Origin of the sequence: Cryobacterium sp. W22_MBD10_FK3, from assembly GCF_052113745.1 — a bacterium.
Classification (GTDB): Bacteria; Actinomycetota; Actinomycetes; order Actinomycetales; family Microbacteriaceae; genus Cryobacterium.
The window spans coordinates 38,987-45,107 of the sequence record NZ_JBGQOH010000028.1; the positions used below are offsets into that span (position 1 = coordinate 38,987).

General features: G+C 66.4%; 6 protein-coding genes. 1 reads left to right on the top strand and 5 read right to left on the bottom strand.

From position 1 onward, the window contains the following. Positions 1 to 76: 76 nt before the first annotated feature. From mmsB to ACEN2M_RS17565, 3 genes are all read right to left on the bottom strand, one after another. A complete protein-coding gene (mmsB, locus tag ACEN2M_RS17555; protein ID WP_441649438.1) occupies positions 77 to 1,387 on the bottom strand; it encodes a multiple monosaccharide ABC transporter permease in 1,311 nt (436 codons plus the stop codon). Positions 1,388 to 1,425: 38 nt separating this feature from the next. Continuing rightward, on the bottom strand, positions 1,426 to 2,946 hold the full coding sequence (mmsA, locus tag ACEN2M_RS17560) for a multiple monosaccharide ABC transporter ATP-binding protein (RefSeq protein WP_441649439.1): 1,521 nt from the start codon (positions 2,944 to 2,946) through the stop codon (positions 1,426 to 1,428). A 141-nt stretch (positions 2,947 to 3,087) separates the two neighbouring features. Beyond that, positions 3,088 to 4,266 carry an ROK family transcriptional regulator gene (locus ACEN2M_RS17565; RefSeq protein ID WP_441649433.1) on the bottom strand — a complete coding sequence of 393 codons (1,179 nt, stop codon included), beginning with the start codon at positions 4,264 to 4,266 and terminating at the stop codon, positions 3,088 to 3,090. A 149-nt stretch (positions 4,267 to 4,415) separates the two neighbouring features. On the opposite strand from ACEN2M_RS17565, the gene panB reads away from it, so the two are divergent. Beyond that, positions 4,416 to 5,261, top strand: coding sequence for a 3-methyl-2-oxobutanoate hydroxymethyltransferase (gene panB / locus ACEN2M_RS17570; RefSeq protein ID WP_441649434.1), 846 nt, complete (start codon positions 4,416 to 4,418; stop codon positions 5,259 to 5,261). A gap of 11 nt (positions 5,262 to 5,272) precedes the next feature. Here the strand turns inward: panB and ACEN2M_RS17575 are convergent, their stop codons facing one another. After that, positions 5,273 to 5,665: a VOC family protein gene (locus ACEN2M_RS17575; protein WP_441649435.1), complete on the bottom strand. Its 393-nt coding sequence runs from the start codon at positions 5,663 to 5,665 to the stop codon at positions 5,273 to 5,275. An 11-nt stretch (positions 5,666 to 5,676) separates the two neighbouring features. Then, the gene (locus ACEN2M_RS17580) at positions 5,677 to 5,955 is read right to left on the bottom strand and encodes an ArsR/SmtB family transcription factor (protein ID WP_441649436.1); all 279 of its coding nucleotides are present in this window, start codon (positions 5,953 to 5,955) and stop codon (positions 5,677 to 5,679) included. Positions 5,956 to 6,121: the final 166 nt, after the last annotated feature.

Genomic DNA, 6,121 nt, shown 5'->3' on the forward strand with positions numbered 1-6,121 from the left:
TGCTGCGGGGTGGTGCTGAGTGCCCGTCGAGTGACTCGGCGCGGCAGTTCAGCGTGGAAGTGATTCAGCGCGGACGCTAGTTCTTGAGATCGGCCGGAACCGCGGTGTCGGGGGTGCCGCCGCCCGGGGTGACCTGGGACGTGGTGCGCTCTTCGGTCAGAATCTGGCCGCCGCCACCGCCCTTGTTGCGGGTCATCAGTCCGATGATCGACGGGCGTCCCTGCGACTTGTTGAAGACGTCGACGCCAACGGCGATCAGGAGCACGAGGCCCTTGATGATCTGCACGAGGTCGGACGAGATGCCCTTGAGCGCCAGTCCGTTGGAGAGCACGGCCATCACGAGTCCGCCGATGATGGAGCCGGCGACGGTGCCGATACCACCCGAGACCGCCGCTCCGCCGATGAACACGGCGGCGATCGCGTCGAGCTCCCAGCCGGTGCCGTCGAACGGGCCGGAGGCCTGCGAGCGGGCGACGAAGATCATGCCGGCCAGCGCGGCCAGCACCGACATGTTCATCATCACGAAGAAGTTGACCCGCTTCGAGTTGACGCCGGAGAGCTCCGCGGCGTGCTTGTTGCCGCCGACCGCGTAGATGTGGCGGCCGACGGTGGTGCGGTTCGTGAGGAACGAGTACGCCACGACGAGCAAGGCGAGGATGATGCCAGAGACCGGGAAGCTGGTGCCCACGCGGCCGGTTGCGAACAGGTAGGCGGCCACCAGGACCACTCCGCCGAGCACGATGACCCGCAGGATGCTGGTCCAGGCCGGTGCGGCTGTCGCTCCCATCACCGCTCGAGTGCGGCGTCCGCGCACCTCGAGTCCGATGAGGATCAGCACGACGACGATGCCGAGGAGCATGGTGAGGTTGTTCACGCCCAAGTTCGGGCCGAACTCGGGCAGGTAACCCTTGCCGATCACCTGGAAGCCTGCTCCGACCGGCACGGTGGCCGAGTCGCCGATGAACTGGTTGCCGCCGCGCCAGATGAGCATGCCGGCCAGCGTCACGATGAAGGCGGGAACCCCGATATAGGCGACCCAGAAGCCCTGCCAGGCGCCGATGAGCCCGCCGACGACGAGGCCGAGGATGATGGCTGCCCACCACGGGAAGTTCCAGTCCTTCATGGCGAGGGCCACGATGATGCCGGTGAAGGCCGCGACCGAGCCGACCGAGAGGTCGATGTGGCCGGCGATGATCACCATCACCATGCCGATCGCCAGGATCAGGATGTAGGAGTACTGCTGCACGATGTTGATGATGTTGCCGGGCTGGAGGGTCTTACCGCCGGTCCAGATCTGGAAGATGATGATGATCGCGACGAGGGCCCCGAGGATGCCGAACTGCTTGAGCGAACCGCCGCCGCCGAACAGGCTCTTCAGGTCACGGATGTCGAATCCGCCGCGCTTGTCAATACCGGGTGCGCTCATTACGCGACTGCTTTCTGTGAGGAGGAGGTCATGCTCCGCATGAGGGTTTCAGGATCGGCCTGGGCGACCGGGAGTTCGTTGGTGATCTTGCCTTCGAAGATCGTGTAGATCCGATCGGAGACACCGAGCAGCTCAGGCAGCTCCGACGAGATCATGATGATTCCGGTGCCCCGCGCGGCGAGGTCGCGGATGATCTGGTACACCTCGGCCTTGGCGCCCACGTCGATGCCCCGGGTCGGTTCGTCCAGGATCAGCAGGTCGGGATCGGTGAACATCCACTTGGCCAGCACGACCTTCTGCTGGTTGCCGCCGGAGAGCTTGGTCACGCCCTCCTCCACGGTGGGGGTCTTGATGCGGAGGCTGGTGCGGTACTGCTCGGAGATCTGCGCCTCTTCGAGTTCGTTCACGACAATGCCGCGGGAGATCTTGCCGAGCTTGGCCGACACGATGGACCGTTTGATGGTGTCGAGCAGGTTGAGACCCAGCGACTTGCGGTCTTCACTGACGTAGGCGATGCCGTGGCCGATCGCTTCGGCCACAGTGCGGAGCTTGATCTCTTCGCCGTCCTTGAAGACCTGGCCGGAGATGAACTTGCCGTAGGACCGGCCGAAGAGGCTCATTGCCAGTTCGGTGCGGCCGGCGCCCATCAGGCCGGCGAATCCGACCACCTCACCGCGGCGCACGGTGAAGCTCGAGTTCTTCACCACTTGGCGCTCGGCCGTGAGCGGGTGCTGCACGGTCCAGTCGCGCACCTCGAAGAAGACCTCGCCGATCGTGGCGGTGTGCTCCGGAAAGCGGTTGCCGAGTGTTCGGCCGACCATGCCGCGGATGATGCGGTCTTCGTCGACCCCGTCCGCCACCACGTCGAGGGTTTCGATCGACTTGCCATCGCGGATGATGGTGATCTGGTCGGCGATCTGCTCGATCTCGTTGAGCTTGTGCGAGATCATGATCGACGAGATGCCCTTGCCCTTGAGGCCGCGGATCAGGTCGAGCAGGTGCTGCGAGTCGCTCTCGTTGAGGGCGGCGGTGGGTTCGTCCAGGATGAGCAGCTTCACGTTCTTGTTCAGCGCCTTGGCGATCTCCACCAGCTGCTGCTTGCCCACTCCGATGTTCTTCACCTGGGTGTCCGGGTCGTCGTCGAGCCCGACGCGAGCGAGCAGTTCGATCGCCCGGCGCTGTGCGTCGACCCAGTTGATGATCCCGCGGCGGCCGGGCTCGTTGCCGAGGAAGATGTTCTCGGTGATCGAGAGCTCGGGGATGAGTGCGAGTTCCTGGTGGATGATGACGATGCCGGCGGCCTCGCTCTGCTTGATGTCGCGGAAGCGCACCACGGAGCCCTCGTAGACGATGTCGCCGTCGTAGGTGCCGTAGGGGTACACACCCGAGAGCACCTTCATCAGGGTGGACTTGCCGGCACCGTTCTCGCCGCAGATCGCGTGGATCTCCTCGGCTCGTACGGTGAGTGACACCTTGTCGAGCGCTTTGACGCCCGGGAACTCCTTGGTGATGGACTGCATCTCCAGGATGGTGGGGTGCGCGCTGTGAGCCGTCTCCACGTCTGACCTCCTCGTCTAACTGGGCCGGCTTGGCGACCCTGGTCTGAAGGTAGACCTCCAATCCCTTGTCGTCAACTTGTTAACGCAAGAATTTGGCAACGATCAGCTAACGGCGGTTTTGATCCCCGCCTGCTGCAGCACGAGAGCCGCCCCGCCGAGGGCTTCGGCCCGCTCGCCCAGCGATGACATCACCAGATCGGTGGTCTCCATGATCATCGGCACGGCGTAGCGCTTGAGCGCGCTGCGGATCGGACCGAGCAGCATCTCCCCCAGCCCGGTCAGCGGGCCGCCGACGATGATGGTGTGCGGGTTGATGAGGTTGGTGATCGCCGCTATCGATCGGCCGACGGCCAGCCCGGCCTCTTCGACCACCCGGATGGCCCGCTCGTCGCCCTCGAGGGCCATCCGCACGATATCCCGGGTGCGAACCTGGCGGTCCAGGGTGCGTGAGAGCAGTTCGATCATGATCGTGGTTGACGCCACGGTCTCGAGGCAGCCACGGTTTCCGCAGCGGCACAGCAGTCCATGTTCGTAGATGGGAGTGTGGCCGATTTCCCCGGTCAGCCCGATATTTCCGGAGTAGGGCATGCCGTTGAGGATGAGCCCGGCACCGATTCCGGTGCCCACCTTGACGAAGACGACCGTGGGGGTTCCGGCGTGCGGGCCCCAGGTGACCTCGGCGAGCACGCCAAGGTTCGCATCGTTCTCCAGGTACACCGGCAGTTCGAAGATCTCCTCGACCATGCCCACCGTCACGCCCACCCATTCGGGCAGGATGGCGCCGTCGACCACGGTGCCGGTGCGCCGGTCGATGGGACCAGGCACGCCGACGCCGACGCCGAGCACCGACGAACGGGGCACCCTCGCGTGGTTCAGGGTCGAGGTGAGCAGGTTGGCTGCGATGTCGAGCGCTTCGGCGGCCGTGTACCCGGCCGGGATCTCGACCTCCTTTTCGGCGATCACCCGGTAGTCGAGCGTGGCCACGATGATGCGCACGTGGCGGCGCCCGAAATCGATGCCCACCGAGACCGCGCCGTCGGTCGATGACAGGCTCACCAGTTGTGCGCGCCGTCCGGAGCTGGTTGTCGGCGATGTCGCGACCAGACCGAGCTCAACGAGCACCTTGACAATGTTCGAGACGGTCGCGGTGGAAAGCCCGGTGGTGCGCGCGATTTCGGCCTGCGTCGTTGGCCCTCCGGACACCGTGGAGAGAATTCGGCGCTGGTTGGAGAGCCTCAGGGCGCTCTGCGACCCTGGCTTGCTACGTTCGCGCACCGGCATGTATTCAAGAGTGGCGCAAAGCACTCATGCCGTCAACAATTGAATACATTCGAGGTCCACCGAAGCCGTGTCCACGCAGTCACCGGCGCGACGTTCCTCTGCTCTGCGCGCCTAAGGTGAAACGTCACCACGTAAATCGAAAGGCACGTATGAACGAGCAACCTGCTCCCTATGGCACCGCTGCGGCAGCCCCGGCCGGCCGCAAGCGGGTGCGCATCCACCATCTGCAGGAGATGAAGGAACGCGGCCGGAAATGGGCGATGCTCACGGCATACGACATGTACACCGCGGCGACGTTCGACGAGGCCGGCATCCCGGTGCTGCTCGTCGGCGACTCCGCGTCGAACAACGTGTTCGGCAACCAGACCTCGCTGCCGGTCACCGTCGACGAGCTGATCCCGCTCGCCCGCGCGGTCACCCGCTCCGCCGAGCACGCCCTCGTGATCGCGGACCTGCCGTTCGGCTCCTACCAGGCCTCCCCCGAGCAGTGCTTCCACACCGCGGTGCGGTTCATGAAGGAGGCCGATGTGCACGCCGTGAAGCTCGAGGGCGGCGCGGAGATGGCGCCGCAGGTGCAGCTCCTGGTCCGGTCGGGCATCCCGGTGATGGCGCACATCGGTTTCACGCCGCAGTCGGAGCACACCCTGGGCGGCTACCGCATCCAGGGCCGTGGGGCGGATGCCGACAGGCTCCTGGCCGACGCGCTGGCGCTCGAAGAAGCGGGGGCGTTCGCGGTGCTGATGGAAATGGTGCCCGGCGACGTGGCCGCCGATATCACCCGGCAGCTCCGTATCCCCACCGTGGGTATCGGCGCCGGCAACGGCTGCGACGCCCAGGTGCTGGTGTGGCAGGACATGGTGGGGCTTCGCACCGGACGCCTGCCCCGCTTCGTGAAGCAGTACGCCGACATGCACACGGTGTTGCTCACCGCCGCGCAGGAGTATGCGGCCGATGTCACGGCGGGCACCTTCCCCGCGCCGGAGCACACCTTCTAGCGAACCGAGATTCAGGCTGGGCTGGTGAGCTGGATCAGGTTGCCGCAGGTGTCGTCGATGGTGGCCACGACCACCGGGCCCATCGGCGTGGCCGGCTGCGTGACGGTCACGCCGTTGGCCTCGAGCTCGCGAACGGTGGCCGCCACGTCGTCGACGGCGAACGAGGTGGCGGGGATGCCGTCTTCGACGAGCGCGGCCATGTAGGCCTTCGCCGCCGGATGCTCGTCGGGCTCGAGCAGCAACTCGACCCCATCGGGCTCGCCCGGCCCGACCACGGTGAGCCACCGGTGCTGGCCAAGCGGCACATCGTGCTTCGGCACGAAGCCGAGCTTCTCGGTGTAGAAGGCGAGGGCCTTGGCCTGGTCGTCGACGAAGATGCTGGTGATGTTGATGCGGATGGGCATGCGCGTGCTCCTTATCGGTTGGGGGTGACGGGCCAGCGGTCGGTGACCGCGCGGAGGGGTTCGGTGTTCAGGTCGTGGATCTTGGTGCGGCCTACCCGGCGCGTGCGCACCAGGTCCGCCTCCTCGAGCACCGTGAGGTGCTGGGAGATCGCCTGCCGGGTGGAAGCCACGCCGTGCAGCATCGCGAGCCGGCTGCAGAGCTCGAACAGCGTCAGGCCATCCCGCACGACGAGTTCGTCGAGGATCTGCCGTCGGGTCGGATCGGCGAGTGCCCGGAAGATGTCTCCCATGCCAGCCATAATAGGCAAGTAGAAGCTTGCATTTCAAGCGCGCGAAAGCGGCCGTGGGGGGGGGGGGGGGGGGGGGGGGGGGGGGGGGAGGGAAGGGGGGGGGGGGGGGGGGGGGGGGGGGGGGGGGGGGGGGGGGGGGGGGGGGGGGGGGGGGGGGGGGGGGGGG